This window comes from Pseudomonas sp. GW822-FHT01E03, assembly GCF_058802985.1.
The window spans coordinates 15,873-31,824 of the sequence record NZ_JBXAOQ010000015.1; the positions used below are offsets into that span (position 1 = coordinate 15,873).

Consider the following 15,952-nt stretch of genomic DNA (forward strand, 5'->3'; position numbering starts at 1 on the left):
AGCACATCCCTGGCCCTGCTCACTTTCGCAGCCACTGAATACTACAACACACTTTAATAGGAGATAAAAATGAAACTTGAGATTAAGAAACACAGCAAGGCAGACCAAGCAGCATATGTTGCACAAGCCATTGAACAAGCACGTATTGGTGCACCAGCTTACGAAGGAAGTGCAAACCCTACAGGAAGTACAGTTTTCTATAACCGCACCCCTCATGAAGCACTTGAAAGATGGGCAGACTTGAAAGCCCAAGGTTGGGAATTGATTTACGAGATTCCAGTGCTTGCCGGAAAGCTGAACGATTTCAGTGCTCGTAAGCCTGAAGCAGTTTTCGAGTTGGATATTCCTGTCATCACACTTCGTGCTGAGGAAGCTTACAAGGCCAGTATTGAAAGCCACAACGCGGCAGTAAAACGACAAGAGCAGCAAGAAGCTGAAGTACTCAAAGAGTTTGAACGCCGTGAGACTGAGAGAAAAGCGAAACTAATGGAAGAAGTGCGAGCTGATCTTAAACGTCAGGCAGACCCACGCTACGCCGTTTCTGCTGACAACGGTATCCAGTACGTACTGGTAACTCCTCTGGGGCGCTACGCCCCATTGTACAACTTCCAACACAACAAATTCCAGCCTAACAAGGTATATCCAATTATGGAGCTATAGACACGTGCTTAATAAAGACACACTGAAGCTGCACCTAACAGCAATGACGGATACAGGGACGCATTACAGTGTGTTCCTTGTCACTCCAACCAACATTATCAAGTTCACCCGATACATTCGCAGATTCTTCCAACAGCGTCTTGGGTACATTCCTGACTATCATCTGTTCTGGTTTGCAACCCAGCAAGGCTACGTTGTAACCCTAAGCTCTGGCTTGATTGTACGCCGAAGCATTGAAGAGTTTTACAACATGGCTGTAGAACGAAATTATATCACTACAGCATCACCACTCTACATTGGCAGCAGTGCAAAGACCCTGACAAAGACCCTGAATGGGTTGGCAGAAAGTCATACACCATTTCCAGTTAGACATTCGTATGGCGGTAGTGCAATCCGCAAGCGTCAGCGAGCAATCACAGGAGTTAAACAATGAGTGCACACCATGAAGAGATTGCAAGGCTAACAGGCAGGCTAGTTTTCAATGTTGACAATGCAGGCTTCCAACGCTTCAACCAGATTATGAAACGTGCATCCCAACAGATGCTACAGCTTGGTAAAGACTTCGATAAGCTTTCTGCCAAGATGTCAAAAGACCTGAAACTAAAGATTGATACAACGGCAGTTGATAAGGCCAAAGCAAGACTTGATACAGCGTTGAAGCGCCAACATCAAGCTGAAGTGGCATTGGGCAATCAACAACGAACAACTTTCGCTGCTGAACTATCACAACAGAAGTTGAAGTATGCCGGAACAAAGCAACAAGCTCTGGTTACATCATCCCTTCTAAAGAGCCAGCAAGAGGCTGCTGTAATCGCCGCTAAGGCTCATGCTACACAAATGCGTGGCGCTGGTATTACTAAACAGCAACTTGCCTCCCAGAACGCTGTAACGGCTTCTATGACCAAGCAAGCAAGACTGGCTGCCATTACTCAGAAGTTGCAAGCTGCTACACAGAAGGCGAACAACAACCACTTGGCCTCTATGACCAAGGTTCAACGTCTTCAACAGATTATGAATCAGGCTCAGACGACAGCTCAGCAACGTGCAGCCAAACACACTGTTCAAATGGCAAGCCTGCAACAGGCGAACGCCAACAAGGCCACTAACCAAGCTCAGAAGAACCAACGCTTTCAATGGGCAGCAACTCGCCAACAGCAATGGCAGGCAAACCAAGACGCCAGAAACTCACAAGGTAGCTTTGGTGGCATGGGTGGCTTAGTTGCTCTTGGTGGTGTGGGAGCTGTAATAGCTGGCCTTACTGCCGCTGTCGGCGCTCTGAACAATCGTATCCATGAGCGTCAGGAAGGTGTCCAAGAGGCTCAGGGCTTCAACAATATGTTCATGTCGATTAGCAAAGATCCTGGGATTGTGAAGCTATTCCGCGATGCTTTCATTAAGAGTCAGAATGATAACGGTGGTGCAGTTGATACAGAGACTGCCAAAGACTTTAGAACTCTGGCAATCAACATGGCAGCCGCTGGAAAGACTCTTGACCAAATCACAGACACATGGAACGTGCGTCAACAAGCATTCTCCGTTGCTGGTACGTCGAAAGAAGATAACCGCGAGTTGAACAAGCAACTTGGCCAGATGGCAAGCGATGGGACTGGTGCTGCTTCAGACGCCAATATCATTAATGACCGGATGCCCATGCTTACACCATATGTTGTCCGGGAGTACATGAAAGACCACAACATCACCGACTACAAGAAAGGTCTTGGTGCATATAACAAGGATTTGAAAGCTGGCAAAGGCGTTAAGTTTTCTTGGTATGACGAAGGTATGCGAAAACTAGTAGCTGCCAATGGTGATTCACTTGAGCGTAACCGCAACAGTGTAGCCACTGCTCAACAGCGAGCAGACAACCAAGCTTACCTAAGCACCAACAACATCAACTCTGACGCTGAACTGTCTGGTGTTATCAAAGAGCGAATCCAAGCTGAGCGTGAGTTGAATGAAGCACTCCAGCCACTGAAACAAACTCTTGCATCCTTTGACCTTGGTCTAACCAAACTTGCTACTTCCATGCTTCGTATGGCGGCTGATAAGAATCCTGATGGTAGCGAGAAGACAGCCCAGCAGAAGACGCAAGAACGAATGACAACGGCAGACATGCCAGTCTCTCTGGACATGGTTGGCACACACGACTACTCCAATGTAGACGCAAACTCTCAACATCAGGGCGGCCCTATTGGCAACTTGTGGAACTTGCTGTTCAACGTCAAAGACAATCGGGACAGTTACAAGCAACAGGCAAAAGACCTGGCCCCTGACACTCTAGGGCAACAATCGGGAGTAATGCCGGGAGTAATGCCACAGTTCCAATTCAGTGCAGACACCATCAAACAGATGGCTGGTTTTTACAACAGGTACGAATCCTCTTCCATCTCTCCTATGTCTGGCGCCATTGCATCCGGTGCTTCCGCTGGAACACAGATTAATACAACTGTCGAAGGCAGCACCTTTAACATTGAATTGCATGGGTCTGCTACTGAAGAGGATAGAACCAAGCTCATGGACGCCATCACAGCAGAAATGGACAAGCGAACAAGTGCAATGGCCTTGGAGATTCCCGCGATTGCCGACCGAAGAATCCAAAATGCATTTGGTGTAGCACGTTCTCTACAGGCAGAGCGCCAATAACAGCCAAGAGGCTCCACAAGAGCCTCTGAGGCATTCTAATTAACAACTTTACAGGACACCGACATGACCAAACTTAAAGCCGTATGGACGCTTATAGGCGCCTTAACGCTGTGCTTTGTATTAACGCTTGGATACTCGGTTACAAGATATAACGAATTGCGAAGATACGATTTGCAAATGCTAGAAGAATCTCACCGTTATACCGATAGTCGCATCATAGAGAAGCAAGCCAACATGGTAGCTGCAATCTCTGATGTTACTAAAACCACAAAACTACTAACCCGGATCATCTGCCTATCACAATTTGACAAGAACGAATGTGAGCAGGAGCTAGGGCCACTTTACAAGGAAAACTAAATGGAACAACGAGAACAACGAGTACCAAAAGCAAGACTGAGCCTAAAGAAGAACATCCCCGTTTCAAACCCCGCTCCTACGCCAAATGTGCAAGACCAACCCCCACAAGAATATCCAGATTTCAACGTAGAGCATGCTACGGCTGATGCTTCACCTCTGGAATGGTTAGAAGTTGGTGAATATTACAGCCATAGGAAGAAGCCACACACCAGCAATCGCACTCATCGCAGTGAACAACTTCGCAAAGAAGGAAAATGGAGATGAGACAATTATACGAACTTATTGAGCGTCAAGAACCGATTTCTAATGGTGCATATCAGTATCTCTCTGACTGGTGGAACCCATCTGTTCCATATCTGAATCCAGCATTGGTTAGATACCTTGTCTGGGCTGTGAAGAATGGAGTTGATGAAAAAGAGTTTAAACAATACGTCAAGAAAAACTACTACGTCTAACAGGAGTACCAATATTGAAACTTTGCACGTGTAAGCAATGCGGCCATGTATTCGCAGTAACAAAGGTTAAACCCTTCTGTTCTGGCGTATGTCGTCGCAACCACCTAGAACACCAAACCCTATCCCCAGCTATCCTTGTCGGAGCACAAATTAATGAAACCAAACACCACAGCAGCCGTTAAGAAACAAAGACCCGTAAAACTTTCTGATGGCCGTCATCGCTGCCTTCTCGAAACATGCAAGAAGCCATTCACACCGAATCGCTCTGATCAGTGTTACTGCAAGAATGACAAGCGTGATTGCAAATCTCTTGTCCGTAAAGTTGATCGTTCCAAGGCACGTTCCAAGAAGCCTTACACCATTCCTCTTGATGCTCACCAGCGTTACCGCATTCTTGACGCTGTACGTGCAGCAGAGACTGTTCAAGTGCTAACAACTTGGAGGGGTGACGTAGATGAAGCAGCAGCAACTATCAACGTCCTGACAGCCGCCAACACAGCCAACCTGAGGACAGGCAAGAACACCTTCCACACTTGCCACGTTGATGCAGTTAATAACAAGTACCGTCTGGGGCTGTTGTCCTCTAAGAATCTTTTCGTTGGCCTTGGCACTCGTAACCGTGCAACTGGAGCATTCAGCTCTGGCATGGGCGAATGGATCAGCCGCCTAGAACTCAAAGCCAAATGGTCTGTTGCTGAGAACATGAGCAACGCTGACATCTGGACAATGATTGAAGAGTTTGTTGGTGTAGAAACTCTGACTGAAGCCTGCCGTAAAGCTGGCCTTAAACCATCTGCCAAAGCCCAGGCACTGGCTAACCTTGAGATACTGATTGATTCTGCAAACCCTGATCATGATCGTTTCGCCAAGGTGCTGAAGAACCCAAAGAGCACAACCGTAGAATTGCAAATGGCCTGTGCTGAGATTCAAGGCAAGCGTGTATTCAGCATGAAACTCAACGCCACTTCAGAACAAGAAATCCTCTTCTCTGAAATCCGTCGTCACTCTGCTTTCCGTCCTGAACTGGAATTCCTGCTGACTCCAATCAACAAGATGTACACCGTGCACACTGACGATGAAGGCAAGAGCCATAAGCATCTGATTGGTGTTCTTGATGACGACCATTTGCAAACTCTGTTCAACCTCCTGCAAGGTCATGATGCTGACGCTATGGTTGAAGAAGTAGAAGAGCTGATGTTTGGATTCAACTTTGCTTCTCGCAAGATGGATGATGAAGCCGCTGAGCATGCTGCTTATAAAGCCCGTATGGAAGCGCACAACGCCTACTACGCCCTTAGCCGTGATGAGCGTGCAACTGTTAACGCACAACGTCAGGAAGAGGCTGATAGGCTCTCTGGCCTCATCTATGAGGAAGATGGTGTTGAGTACCGTCTTACCAACCCAAACAAACCAATGTGGAGTCTGTGGCACATTCCGGGTTACGCACCTTTCTAATCATTGGTGCAGAAAGCAGCGTATAGCTGCTGTACTGTTTTGACACCTTTTATCGTACCTTCTCTGACAGTGTAACCCTTGATTTACGTGGCCTGTAGGCCAATTCACCCTGTCAGAAAGTGTGTCCATTTTCATTGTTATTCACGTACAGCAGCGTACATTCTTATAATGGTATTACCGTGAACGTCGTTCACAGTGTTAATCACCCTACGGCCTACAGCCGAAGGTTACGCACGGTACAGCAGGATGCGGAATATGATTCCTCAAAGAGTTTTCAATAAATTAATAAATACAATCAACCCAACCTTAAAAAAGGTTACTACCGACAAGCAGGCTTGTCAGGGTTGCACTGGACAGTTAAGAACGTCAGTTCTTAGTGGTATTGGTTTTTATGTTGGTCTATGGATTTTCACTTTGAGGTGACTACCCTTCTGAACGTACGTTCAGGGTAATACTCCCTGTCAGCAATGCTCTCTTCATAATGCGAAACATTCGAAATGTTCCTTGTCTATAGAGTGCGTCGGATTCACAGCCCTCCTTGTCTGTATAGTGCAACGGATTCAGAAACGTCACCTCCTGAACGTTAGAGAAGCACCCTGTCTGTATTATGCAACCGAAATGGAAACGCCCTTCTCTCTGTATGGTGCGTCACAATCGAATTCCTGGCCCTTGGCCTTGGTGCCTAGTCCTCTTTGTATAATGCGTCGGAATCAGAATTGATCAAAAAACGATCAATTAACCCAGCATAAACCACTGTATTCCCATACAGCAATCATTGTTCTGGTGTCAGCCAGTCGCGTACAACCCTTGATTTCATTGGCCCTCAGCCGATCAGAAGCCCTTGAACGTGGCGAATAACCCGTTTTACCGCGCTCTCTCCCCAATGTACCCGTGAGCTTTAGCTTATCTACCAAGCGCGATGCTTTTTCTTCAGCGGCGGCGGAAATGGCAAAACTGTAAAAATTACAATCCTGCCCTGCCCCTGCACTCACAAATCACAGCCCCGTGCAAGACATTCCAGTTGAAACCTGATCGAAGGTGACAAACGGTCATTCCAGCTTTCTGACAATGACAAATCACCAAATTCCAACGTCCAGTGCTGACATTTTCCATTTGTCATTTGGCAGAACTCACAGATGTCATTTGCTGTAACGGTCGTTCTCCCAATTGACAATTTCAGGTTTCGACCTTTAAACTGCCCTCACACACAACGGAGGTGCAGCATGAAAGTTGTCGCGTACATTCGAGTATCAACCCGAGGCCAAGGCGATTCTGGTTTGGGTCTGGAGGCCCAACGTGAGTACATCGACCGTGCAGCCCAACAGAATGGCTGGAACATCATTGGTGAATTCGTAGACGTGGCATCTGGCAAGCTCGCCATTGAAGACCGTCCTGAGGGTGCAAAAGCTTTGGCACTGTGCAAGGAGCAAGACGCACAGTTGGTAGTGGCAAAGCTTGATCGTTTGAGCCGTGACGTTCATCACATTGCAGGCTTGATGAAAACCACCAAGTTCAAAGTGGCAACCATGCCCCAAGCACAGACATTCGAACTGCACCTGTACGCAGCCCTGGCCCAACAAGAACGGGAGTTCATTTCAGGCCGTACCCGTGAAGCTCTGGCAGCCCTTCAGAGTCGTGCTGATGCTGGTGATGTTGTAGCAGTGCAGAAGATTCAGAACAGGTCTGATGCACTGGCAAAGGGACGTGCAGTTGCTGACATCACCGTCGCCAACAATCAGAGAATGGCAAACGTCAACACGTACCAAGCAACCCTAGAGCCGCACCTAAAGGCTTGCCTGCATGACAAAGTGAAGACGCTTCAGTCTGTAGCTGATTGCCTCAACGCTAAGGGACTTCGTACAGCCCGTGGAAGCGAGTTCACACCAACAGCAGTACGCCGTCTGATGATCGCTCTCAACGTCTCCTTCTGAGCCTGTAGAGGCTTACAGAGGGCTCAGGGTTATTTGTGGTTCCGCTTGGACACTTTCTGTTTGGCCCGCTGTTCGCCATTGAGTAGCACTAGCAAACCCCCTTTCCCAGCTTAGATTTCTGGCTGGAAAACCAAGCTCCATAAATATGAGGCTGAAAATTTTGGCGCGGGCGATGGTTCTCGTGCAGAAAACGCCCCTGTCTTATTTTCCAGCGTACACACCTGCTCGCACCCTGAAATGTCATTCCTGACTGGCGGCGGATTTGAAGTCTGTACAGAAAACGCCCCCATATCTGCTGTACCTTTTTATCCCCTTTTAAGCTGACCCTCTTCAAGCTGAAACCCGTACAGCGTGTGGCCTCCAGCCAAGCCAACCCTCTCAAAAAGTGTAGAATTCTGTGTGCGAAAGCACAGGATGCTGATGTGAAAATGGTTATCACAGGATACAGAACGGTGTGTTGGTTCTAGAATTTTTCTGACATTCCATTGTAGAACGCAACTAGAACGAGCTATCATGCACGCCACACAACACAGCATGAGGATTTGAAAATGAGTGATATGCCAGCAGGAACCGTTCTAGGTGAAGGCCAATCTTGGAGCGCTCAGCACAGCTACGTTCAGACAAAAGGCGCTATGTGCGACAAGCAAGCTTTGCTGGCTAATTACGCTGCATCCGGTGTTAAGGAGACATTGCCTTGGCTGAAGGAACAAGCTGCCAAAGGGGTAGTGGTTCCACCTTACGCCACCTTTAGACTTTGGGCTGCTGATAAGAAACTGAAAACCACACCAATCCCGAGCAAAGCGCCTGCTTCTGCCATCCCTACCACTCCCAAGGCTATCAAAGCTGAGATTGCAAAGTTGCAGGAAGCTTACGCCCAAAGCTTGAATGCTGAGGTTGACCGCTTGAAAGCTGCAATTGCCAAAATGCAGGAAGAGTTAGAAGCCGCTGAGAAAGAGTTAGAAGAGTTTACACAGTAATATTGCTGACAGATGTTGAAAGAGCCCGCCACTGAGCGGGCTTTATTCATTTTGGAATAGAACCAGTAGAATCATTTGCAAGGGTAAGCACTTTTGAAGGCAAGGATCATTAGAAGCGTTGCATCCAAATTCAAATCTGCCGGATTATTGTGCAGATACTTGCTTACGATTCGTGCGGCCTGCCCGTTGTTAATACCACCATTTGGAAGGCACACCCTAAGATTTTGAGGTACGCTCTTTTCATAGACAAACAAGACACCTCTTACACCTTCCACCATTCCGAAGCACTGCCCAATATCCATACTGTCACTTTGAGAAGCTTGCTCTGTATCCATCATCCTGACTGCTGCCTGACAGCTCTTCAGTAAAACATTTCCATCTGTGGCTTGGGCCATGCCGCCCCCCGACAAGCCCAACAATGCAACAAACCATATCCATGCTTTCATTCTGACACTCCAAGTGCGCGGGCTTCACTTTTCTGAAATCTAACCAGTGTAATCACTTGCAAGGAAATGCTTCATGGAGTGCAGTCACTATCAGAAACCGCCCTTCATTATGCAATATCGCCGGGTTATCTCTCAGGTACTTCAGGACAATCCTCGTAGCTTGCGTGTTGGATATGCCGTCCTTTGGAAAGCACGCACCGTAGTCGCCAGAATCGTCCATCATGTATCTCACCCCTGCAACCTGTCCTAAGCACATCCCACTGGCATAGTCGCTATTGGATGGTTTTGTTGCGTAGTCTATCATCTGAATAGCCGACTGACACTCTCCTAGAAGTGTGTTTCCATCCCACCCCGTGCCTGCTGCCATAGCAGCCCCACTCCCCAGCATTCCAACCAGAGCAACCGCCATCAACCCTGCTTTCATGGTGCGCACGTCCTATCCTGTAGTTATTATTTAACTGTAGCCCTTTGACAGATCAAGCTTTCCAAGCTGCGACACATCTACAGCCTTCAGTTTTGAAATCTTGCCTTTTCGTTGAATAGGGAGTTTGATTCTCCTACCATCTGGCACCATAACCTTATGAACGTCTTCAGCCCTGCCCCAGCCTTCATACACAAACACTTCATTCTCAAACGTCACACGCCCGTCAACATGGCACACCAGTTGATAACCAACGGATTGCAGCAACGCGTTAGCCTTCATTTCATCCTTGAGAATGTCTTTGATGTTTGTCACTTTGTCCATGACGCTTGCTGAACTATCAGTTATCAAACCCTCCTTCTCTGCCTGTAACACTCTACGTTCTGCTTGAAACGTCTTCAACGCTTGAATCAGCTCATCACTTTTCTGCTCTTCATCATCAAAAGTTGCAATAGCTGACACAACACGATTGATCTTCTTGTTAACTTCACCAATCTCGCCTTCAAGTTCCATGTCACGTTTCTGTGAAGCCGTGAGTTGTTGACCCTCAAGAGCCTTCATGATGTGTTTACCGTTCGTAAACTGAAAGGCAACGGCAATGACAGGCTCAGGAATAGAACGATTGTTAGAACAGCCTACAGAACCTCTACGAGCACGACTGGAACACTCCATCGACGTCAGACCGGTAGCTTGATAGTGCTTAGTGTTGAAGTTCTTCCCACACTCAGCACAAACCACAAGGCCAGTGAAGCGATGTTTAGTCGGGGCGCCCCTAGGAGCAAACTTCTCTTCCTTTCTCTTCTGCACACGATAGAACAGCTCAGGTTCGATTACAGCCGGATATACGTTAGGAATCCCGTTCCACTCGCCTATGGCTGTACGATTGTTCATCCAACGCTTCACGGTGCTAGGCGCCATACGTGCTAACAGCGGATTGTCATTGCCTTCAAAGATGCGTTCAAAAATTCGACGCTCGCCAAGGCCAGAGGCGTAGTCTTCAAAGGCTTGCTTAACGAGCGGTGCAATCTCTGGAATCAACTCACCTTCAGACGTGAGCCACACAGGGGTGTTTCGCTTTGGTGTAACGCCTTCAGCCGCTGCTTTCTTGCGTGACGTATAGCTGGCCTTCATTCGACGGCTGAGAGCGTCACTGTATTGGTGAGCCTGTTGCACCTTTGCCACCAGAAGAAACAGATGGTTGCTGTTCGCTGATTCACGGTTGTACCTGATGCCATCGTCCAGCGTCACGATGTCTACGCCACTACTCACGATGCGAGACAACAGCGGCAACATTTCCATAGGTTCAAGGCGCCCAATCCGGTCAACAGCTTCAACCAGAACCACGTCGCCGGGTTGGATTGCCCCCTTATCAAGAGCTTCAAGGAGTTCGCCAAAGCCCGCTTTAAGGTGGCTACCATCAGAACCAGAGATTCCTAAGTCCTTAAAACTCTTGCTCCATAACGGGTATCCGGGGTTGTCCAAGAGCCACCGATCAAGCATGGCGGTCTGTCGTTCATGGCTGCTACCCTTCGCCTGTTTACCAGTCGAGAATCGAATGTAGGAAATGGCCTTGGGCATCGTTAACCTCTGTGGTTGTTGGGCTTGCGGCCTCATGGATTGGAGTTTATCACTCTTCTACACATTGCCGCTTCCTTCACTCAACCTGTGTATTACGAATTCCAGAACCTGAAGATGCCGACCTTGCTGTTGATCGGAACATCCGACACCACCGCCATCGGCAGTGACATCGCCTCACCCGAGGTCAAGGCGAAGATCGGGCACTACGACGTCCTCGGCAAACAGGTAGCCGGGCTGATTCCCCAGTCCACGCTGGTCGAATTCCCCGGCATGGGCCACGCGCCGCAGATGGAAGAACCGGCCCGATTCCACCAGGCCCTGCTCGCCTGGCTGAACAAGACCAACCCCGTGCATTGAAGAGGAAAGGCTGATGCCTGTGCAGATTGCAGTGATCGATGATTGGCAGGATGTGGCGCGCAATGTAGTGGACTGGTCGGTACTGGACAGCGTCGGTGAGGTAAGTTTTCTCCATGACTACCCCACCGATACCTCATCCCTGGCCGAGCGCCTGGCCGGGTTCGAGGTGATCTGCGTGATGCGCGAGCGCACCCGCTTCGATGAAGACCTGCTGAGGCGCCTGCCCAAGCTCAAGCTGCTGGTGACCGGCGGTATGCGCAACGCGGCCCTGGACCTGAAAACCGCTGCCGCGCTGGGTATTCAGGTCAGCGGTACCGACAGCTACAAACACGCCGCACCGGAACTGACCTGGGCGCTGATCATGGCCGCGACCCGCAACCTGGTGGTCGAGGCCAATGCCCTGCGCGCCGGCCAATGGCAGCAAGGCCTGGGTGGCGACTTGCATGGCAAGACACTGGCCATCCTCGGTCTGGGCAGCATCGGTCAGCGAGTCGCGCAGTTCGGTCAGGTGTTCGGCATGCGTGTCATCGCCTGGAGTGAAAACCTCACCGCCGAACGCGCGGCGCAGGTCGGTGTGACCCGTGTCAGCAAACAGGAACTGTTCGAACAGGCCGACGTGCTGTCGGTGCACCTGGTGCTCAGCGAGCGCAGCCGCGGTCTGGTGGACGCACAAGCCCTTGGCTGGATGAAGCCCTCGGCGCTGCTGGTGAACACCGCGCGTGGCCCCATTGTCGATGAAGCAGCGCTGATCAAGGCGCTGCAGAAACAACGGCTGGCCGGTGTCGCCCTGGACGTCTTCGAGCAGGAACCGCTGCCCGCCCACCATCCGTTCCGGACCCTGGACAATGTACTGGCGACGCCCCATGTCGGGTACGTGAGCCAACAGAACTACCGGCTGTTTTTCTCGCAAATGATCGAGGACATTCAGGCCTGGTCGGCGGGTGCTCCGATTCGTTTGCTGGGTTGATACCGCGTCATCGTTCATCGCGAGCAAGCTCGCTCCCACAGGGCTACATTGGCGAACGCAGTAATTGTGCCCGGCACAAATCCTCTGTGGGAGCAAGCTCGCTTGCGATAGCGGAGGCTCAGTCGCCATCAACGTCGAATGACACTCCGCATCGCGAGCAAGCTCGCTCCCACAGGGCTACATCGGCGGACGCAGTAATTTTGCCCGGCACAAACCCTCTGTGGGAGCGAGCTTGCTCGCGATAGCGGTGTATCAGTCGAAATCAAAGTTGAATGACACTCCGCGTCGCGAGCAAGTTCGCTCCCACAGGGACTCTTCGGCGCACACAACGCTGCACGAGGCACAAAAACCATGCATCCGCCCCGATATGAGTTTTCCTTGAAAACACCATCAGGGCGTAACGAATAATTGTTCATGCTGCGGTGTTCTCGTCACATCAACCTTGCACTGCGTCTAGCGGGACGCGCCCCGATCTGAACCCATGAAGCTCTGGAGCAAAGCCCATGAATATTCGTTTTGCTGTTCTGACGCCCCCTCTGTTGCTGGCCGTTGCGTTGTCCGGTTCCCTCGCCCTGGCCAACGGCGGTGGCGGGGACGACGACGCGCCCATCAGACCCAACTGCCCGAAAGGTCAGGTGTTCGATAGCAAATCGAAACGTTGCGTCCGTCAGACCAGTAGCCTGGTGCCGGACGAAGACCGTACCAACTATGCCTATCGACTGGCCAAGGACGGGCGTTATGAAGAAGCCCTGGCCCTGCTCGACACGCTGAAACAGCCAAATACCGCAAAAGCGTTGAACTATCGCGGCTACGCCACGCGTAAACTGGGACGTACCGACGAAGGCATCGGCTATTACCTGCAATCGGTGAAGCTCGACCCGCAATATGCGCAGGTCCGCGAATACCTCGGCGAAGCCTATGTGGTCAAAGGCCGGCTGGATCTTGCACAGGAGCAACTGCGGCAGATCGAATCCATCTGTGGCAGTACCCAGTGCGAGGAGTACCAGGACCTGGCCGAAGCCATCAACGGTTCATCGAAAACCTGACAACCCGAGCGGACGGAGGTCGCCATCGCCAGCGATCAGGCAATACGAACGGAACTGAACCAGCATCTGGCGCGTTTATGGCGCTACGGCCTGCTGCTGTCCCGGCAACGGCATGTCGCCGATGACCTGGTGCAAGCCACTTGCCTGCGGGCGCTGGAACGGGCCGGACAATACGTGCAGGGAACGCGCATGGACCACTGGCTGCTGAGCATTCTGCATTCGATCTGGCTCAACGAAGTCCGCGCCCGGCGGGTGCGCCAGGGGCAAGGCCAGGTAGACGCCGATCAGGCCTTGTCGTTCGATGGTGAATCCGTGGCGCAAACCCACGTGTTGGCAGCGCAAGTCATCCGCCGCGTCGATGCCTTGCCCGAGGCCCAGCGCGAAACGGTGTTTCTCGCCTATGTCGAAGGCTTGTCCTACCGCGAAGTCGCCGAGGTGCTGCAAGTGCCCATCGGCACCGTCATGAGTCGCCTGGCCGCCGCTCGGGCGAAACTGGCCGAATATCCACCGTTGCACACGGTGCCCACCCCTAACCGAGGAGAACATTGATGAACGCGATACCCTCGGACGAACAACTGGTGGCTTACCTCGACAACCAACTCGATGCCGAGCAGCGCTCGCGCATCGACGCGGCTATCAGCGCCGACCCGATGCTCGGCCTGCGCCTGCAATGGCTGGATCGCAGCAGCCTGCCGTTCAAGGACGCCTACGATGAACTGACCCGACAGGCGCCGGTCGATCGCCTGCAAACCATGCTTGCCACACTGCCCTCACCCGCCCGCCCCGGGCTCAATCGACGCTGGTTCCTGGCCGCCGCGGCCGGGCTGTTGGCCGGCGGCGTGCTGGCGGACCGTTTGTTCCTCGGCTGGCAAGCGAGCCAACAGTCACATAGCTGGCGCGGCCTGGTGGCCGATTACATGGCGCTCTATGTGCCGGAAACCCTGGATCACCTGCCCGGCGATGAAGCTGCCCAACGGGCACAACTGCGCACGATCGATGCGCGTCTGGGCCTCAACCTCGTGCCGGCAAAACTGAGCCTGCCCCGTGCCGAGTTCAAGCGCGCGCAAATCCTCGAGTACGACGGTGCACCCATCGCCCAGATCACCTACCTCGATCCGGCCCATGGCCCCATGGCGCTGTGTGTTACCCGCTCCAACAGCGGCAGCCGCCATTTCGCCCGGGAACAGCGGCGCGAGCTGAACATCGTGTATTGGGCTGACATGGAACACGCCTGGATGCTGATCGGGCATCAGCCGATGGCGGACCTGGAGGAGATGGCGAAACTGCTGCGTAGTCGCCTGAGCACCTGAGAATCCCTGGCACAACGCAGGCGCTGCGGCAGCGCCTGCGAAGCGCGTCAGGCCAAAGCCGGCAACCACAAACGAAACCGAGCCCCGCCCAGCGGCGAGGCTTCCACCGTCAACGTGCCGCCCTGGGCTTCCAGTGCACGGCGGCTGATCGCCAGTCCCAGTCCGAAACCACCCGTGGCGCGGTCGCGGCTGCGGTCGAGGCGGTAGAAAGGTTCGAAGATCCGCTCGCGTTCGTCATCCGGAATGCCGATGCCATCATCGTCGACCCAGATTTCACAGCCGCTGGCATAGACCTGCACACCGATCTGAATACGCTTCTCGCAATAGCGCATGGCGTTGCGCAGCAGGTTTTGCAGGGCTCGCGCGGTCAGGCGCGGGTCCAGGCTGAAGCGTTCGAGCTGGCCGTGGAGCAACACGTCGATGACGATTTGCGGAGACTCCATTTCTTCGTCGACGCTGCCGAGAATGCTGTCGATGAATTCATCCATCGACACTTCGACCTGCTCCGGCAGCCGCGCCGGGTTTTGCAGGCGACTGTAGGACAGCAGCTCCAGCACCAATTCATCGAGTTCCCGAATGTGCGCCACCAGGCTTTGCAAGCGCTCGCGGCTGGCCGCCGGCAAGTCGTCGGACAGGGCCAGCGCCAGGCCGAAATCCAGGCGCGTCAGCGGCGTGCGCAACTCGTGGGACACCGCATTGAGCAAGTCTCGCTGCTGGTTGAGCAGGTTCTCGATGTCGCCGGCCATGGTGTCGAACACACTGGCCAGGCTGCCGATGTTGGAACTCGGGGAAATTTGCGTGCGCTCGCCCAAGTGGCCCTTGCCAAAGCGTTCGGCGGCGCCCTTGAGGCGCTCCAGGTCACGCCAGTGCGGGCGCAGCCACAACAACAGGCACGCGAGCATGGTCGCGCCGATCAGGACGTTGATGCTCCAGTACAAGAGATTGACGTCCAGCGGATCCGGTGGCACGACCATTTGCACCACGGTGCGCTCGTTCAGCGGCGCGACCGCCAGCGTGCGCCAGCCCCAGTCGCCCACGCGCACGACGTTCTCGCCGCGGCGCAAGCGCTGCTGTTCATCGGGCGTCAGGCTGCTGTCGTCATTGCTGCTGAGCACGATGTGCAGAGGAGAGAAGTCCTTGTCCATTTCAGCGGCCAGGGTCGGCCACTGTTCGGCCGGGACCCCATGGAACTGTTTGACGATCAGCGTTTGCAGCCCTCGCGAGTAATCGAGGTTGTAGGTGACAAAGCGTTCCTGGAACACCTTGACCACCAGATCCGGCACCAGATAGATCGCCGCGCTGAACGAGACGATGGTCACCAGGTACAAACGAAAGAGGATTCTGAACAT

Annotated in this window: 16 protein-coding genes and 1 pseudogene; 13 read left to right on the forward strand and 4 right to left on the reverse strand. The window is 52.4% G+C overall.

The genetic code is table 11. The annotated features are described in order from the left end of the window. The first annotated feature begins 69 nt into the window (after positions 1–69). The 8 genes from AC1RP7_RS24635 to AC1RP7_RS24670 all read left to right on the forward strand — a co-directional run bounded on the left by AC1RP7_RS24635 (position 70) and on the right by AC1RP7_RS24670 (position 8,478). Entirely contained in the window at positions 70–660 is a 591-nt protein-coding gene (locus AC1RP7_RS24635; RefSeq protein WP_493180953.1) for a hypothetical protein, read from the forward strand. Between the two features lie 4 nt (positions 661–664). Continuing rightward, the gene (locus AC1RP7_RS24640) at positions 665–1,093 is read left to right on the forward strand and encodes a hypothetical protein (RefSeq protein WP_493180954.1); all 429 of its coding nucleotides are present in this window, start codon (positions 665–667) and stop codon (positions 1,091–1,093) included. Beyond that, positions 1,090–3,303 carry a hypothetical protein gene (locus tag AC1RP7_RS24645; protein ID WP_493180955.1) on the forward strand — a complete coding sequence of 738 codons (2,214 nt, stop codon included), beginning with the start codon at positions 1,090–1,092 and terminating at the stop codon, positions 3,301–3,303. Before AC1RP7_RS24640 ends, AC1RP7_RS24645 begins: the two co-directional genes overlap by 4 nt. A 63-nt stretch (positions 3,304–3,366) precedes the next feature. Then, the gene (locus AC1RP7_RS24650; protein ID WP_493180956.1) at positions 3,367–3,660 is read left to right on the forward strand and encodes a hypothetical protein; all 294 of its coding nucleotides are present in this window, start codon (positions 3,367–3,369) and stop codon (positions 3,658–3,660) included. Next, positions 3,661–3,924 (forward strand): hypothetical protein, encoded by a 264-nt coding sequence (locus tag AC1RP7_RS24655; RefSeq protein WP_493180957.1) that lies wholly within the window; start codon positions 3,661–3,663, stop codon positions 3,922–3,924. A gap of 344 nt (positions 3,925–4,268) precedes the next feature. Further along, positions 4,269–5,570: a hypothetical protein gene (locus tag AC1RP7_RS24660; RefSeq protein WP_493180958.1), complete on the forward strand. Its 1,302-nt coding sequence runs from the start codon at positions 4,269–4,271 to the stop codon at positions 5,568–5,570. A 1,223-nt stretch (positions 5,571–6,793) separates the two neighbouring features. Next, on the forward strand, positions 6,794–7,501 hold the full coding sequence (locus AC1RP7_RS24665) for a recombinase family protein (RefSeq protein WP_493180959.1): 708 nt from the start codon (positions 6,794–6,796) through the stop codon (positions 7,499–7,501). A gap of 548 nt (positions 7,502–8,049) precedes the next feature. Further along, positions 8,050–8,478, forward strand: a complete 429-nt coding sequence (locus AC1RP7_RS24670) for a hypothetical protein (protein WP_493180960.1) — start codon at positions 8,050–8,052, stop codon at positions 8,476–8,478. 71 nt (positions 8,479–8,549) lie between these two features. On the opposite strand, the gene AC1RP7_RS24675 is transcribed toward AC1RP7_RS24670, so the two are convergent. The 3 genes from AC1RP7_RS24675 to AC1RP7_RS24685 are packed head-to-tail and all read right to left on the reverse strand — an operon-like array spanning position 8,550 to position 10,923. Beyond that, positions 8,550–8,924, reverse strand: a complete 375-nt coding sequence (locus tag AC1RP7_RS24675) for a Rap1a/Tai family immunity protein (protein ID WP_493180961.1) — start codon at positions 8,922–8,924, stop codon at positions 8,550–8,552. Between the two features lie 52 nt (positions 8,925–8,976). Next, positions 8,977–9,348, reverse strand: a complete 372-nt coding sequence (locus tag AC1RP7_RS24680) for a Rap1a/Tai family immunity protein (protein ID WP_493180962.1) — start codon at positions 9,346–9,348, stop codon at positions 8,977–8,979. A gap of 30 nt (positions 9,349–9,378) precedes the next feature. Then, positions 9,379–10,923: a recombinase family protein gene (locus tag AC1RP7_RS24685; protein ID WP_493180963.1), complete on the reverse strand. Its 1,545-nt coding sequence runs from the start codon at positions 10,921–10,923 to the stop codon at positions 9,379–9,381. Positions 10,924–10,998: 75 nt separating this feature from the next. Between AC1RP7_RS24685 and AC1RP7_RS24690 the strand changes: the two are divergent. The 5 genes and pseudogenes from AC1RP7_RS24690 to AC1RP7_RS24710 form a co-directional block, all read left to right on the forward strand. After that, positions 10,999–11,280: pseudogene (locus AC1RP7_RS24690) on the forward strand (alpha/beta fold hydrolase); the annotation flags it as partial. 13 nt (positions 11,281–11,293) lie between these two features. Further along, on the forward strand, positions 11,294–12,247 hold the full coding sequence (locus tag AC1RP7_RS24695; RefSeq protein WP_407515538.1) for a D-2-hydroxyacid dehydrogenase family protein: 954 nt from the start codon (positions 11,294–11,296) through the stop codon (positions 12,245–12,247). A gap of 503 nt (positions 12,248–12,750) precedes the next feature. After that, on the forward strand, positions 12,751–13,293 hold the full coding sequence (locus AC1RP7_RS24700; RefSeq protein WP_057714697.1) for a tetratricopeptide repeat protein: 543 nt from the start codon (positions 12,751–12,753) through the stop codon (positions 13,291–13,293). A 66-nt stretch (positions 13,294–13,359) separates the two neighbouring features. Then, entirely contained in the window at positions 13,360–13,842 is a 483-nt protein-coding gene (locus AC1RP7_RS24705; RefSeq protein WP_371318492.1) for an RNA polymerase sigma factor, read from the forward strand. Beyond that, a complete protein-coding gene (locus AC1RP7_RS24710; RefSeq protein WP_493180964.1) occupies positions 13,842–14,603 on the forward strand; it encodes an anti-sigma factor family protein in 762 nt (253 codons plus the stop codon). The genes AC1RP7_RS24705 and AC1RP7_RS24710 overlap by 1 nt, the downstream gene beginning before the upstream one ends. 47 nt (positions 14,604–14,650) lie before the next feature. Here AC1RP7_RS24710 and AC1RP7_RS24715 read toward each other — a convergent pair whose 3' ends face one another. Continuing rightward, the gene (locus AC1RP7_RS24715; protein ID WP_493180965.1) at positions 14,651–15,952 is read right to left on the reverse strand and encodes an ATP-binding protein; all 1,302 of its coding nucleotides are present in this window, start codon (positions 15,950–15,952) and stop codon (positions 14,651–14,653) included.